We start from the raw sequence: 1,486 nt of genomic DNA, 5'->3' as shown, positions 1-1,486 counted from the left end.
AGCTTTCCTTTCTGGTACTCCACACCGGTTTCCGCCACTACATGCGAGGTGCACTTGATGAAGGTGCGAATTTCGCCATGTGCATCCCGTTCGACGTACCAATCATCGTGCTCCTCCGCGTTGAACACAGGCGCCGACGCCCGGTATCCCTTTGCCTTGTAGTAGGCAAACACTTTCGGAAGATCCGGATAGTAGGGCGTCAGCCCATATACCGGACTTTGCCTGAGACGGCTCTGCAGATGCTCTGCCGGATTCTCCTTGTCCGCGGAATAGCCGGTGTAGCGCCTGCGTAGCGCCTCATGCACGTCCACCCCATCCAAATAGTGGTACCCGATATCGACCGTCCGCGTCGACACATCCAGGCTCAGATGCGCGCGTTCGCCCGGTGCGAACGGCTGCAGCGACGGGTATTCCAGGTACAGGCCGAAACTGTCGTCGAAGTTCGGCCCCATCTGGTCGCCGAAGTAGTTGGCCGGAATGCGTAGCTTGTACGGACCCAGGCATGCCTCCATCAATGGCGGCGGCGTCTTGAACGGATCCTGTGGGCCGAGCTGGCGCTGTCTCACGCAGCCCTGGGCATTGGTGGAGGTAGCCGCCGGCGTGTCGGCAGAGCCGGACTGTGCGCACCCTGCCAGGGGCAGGATGCCGGCAAGCAACAAGCACTGGGCCAAGCGCGTGGCGGGTCGCATCTGCATCCTCCGATGATGGCGGCGGCAGTATAGACGCGCAGTGCCGGCCATCGGCACGCATCGCCACGGCGACCACCATCGCAGCAATGCCGGGCTGCGCGACGGGCGTCCTTGCCTGTCATGCGCCGTCGCTCAGTACCGCCAGCGCAGGGTAAAGCTGACGAACCGCGGCTCGCCGTAGTTCTGGTAATCCAGATTGGCCCAGTACTTCTTGTTCAGCGCGTTAGTCATCGCCAGCGTCGCGGTCCACTGCGTGCTGAGCTGGTAGTTGGCGTTGAAGTGCACCAGCGCGTACGGATCCTGCACCACGGTGACCGGGCGCGTGGCGGCGCTGCCGTCGCCGAGCGGGCGCTGGATGTTGTAGCCGCGCACCGCGCTCTGCCAGCTCACGCCGCCGCCCAGGCTCAGGCGCTGCCAGGCGCCGGGCAGGCGCACCTGGGTGGACAGCTGCAGGTAGTCCTCCGGCAGGTTGGCGTAGATCGCGTCGGTCGGCGCACGGGTGACCTTGACGTGGGTGTAGCCGGCATTGAGCGTCCAGCCCGGGCGCAACTCGCCGTTGTATTCCACTTCCCAGCCGCGGCTCTTGGTGCCGTCGACGCCGATGTAGGCCGAGCTGCCGTCGGGCAGCGAGGCTTCCGGCTGGGTCATGTCGCGCACCGCGTAGTTGTCCTGCTTGGCCTCGAACACCGCCGCACTGAGCAGCGCGCGGCCGTCGGCCAGCTGCGCCTTGATGCCCGCTTCCAGGTTGGAGCCCCTGTCTCTTATACCCATTCGACGCTGCCGACGAGCTTAAGCGT

The 1,486-nt window shown here is 64.9% G+C and carries 1 protein-coding gene and 1 pseudogene; both read right to left on the bottom strand.

Annotation, left to right across the window (positions count from 1 at the left end):
- Nucleotides 1-689, bottom strand: a 689-nt coding sequence (locus CEK66_RS20160) for a hypothetical protein (protein ID WP_193312731.1), incomplete at its 3' end; no start/stop codon positions are given.
- Between the two features lie 132 nt (nt 690-821).
- Nucleotides 822-1,442, bottom strand: a pseudogene (locus CEK66_RS20155) (TonB-dependent receptor); the annotation flags it as partial.
- Nucleotides 1,443-1,486: the final 44 nt, after the last annotated feature.

This window comes from Xanthomonas sp. LMG 12460 (assembly GCF_009192895.1).
Lineage (GTDB): Bacteria > Pseudomonadota > Gammaproteobacteria > Xanthomonadales > Xanthomonadaceae > Xanthomonas_A > Xanthomonas_A sontii.
The sequence above is the reverse complement of the archived record's forward strand: the minus strand, read 5'-3'. Positions and strand labels throughout refer to the sequence as shown.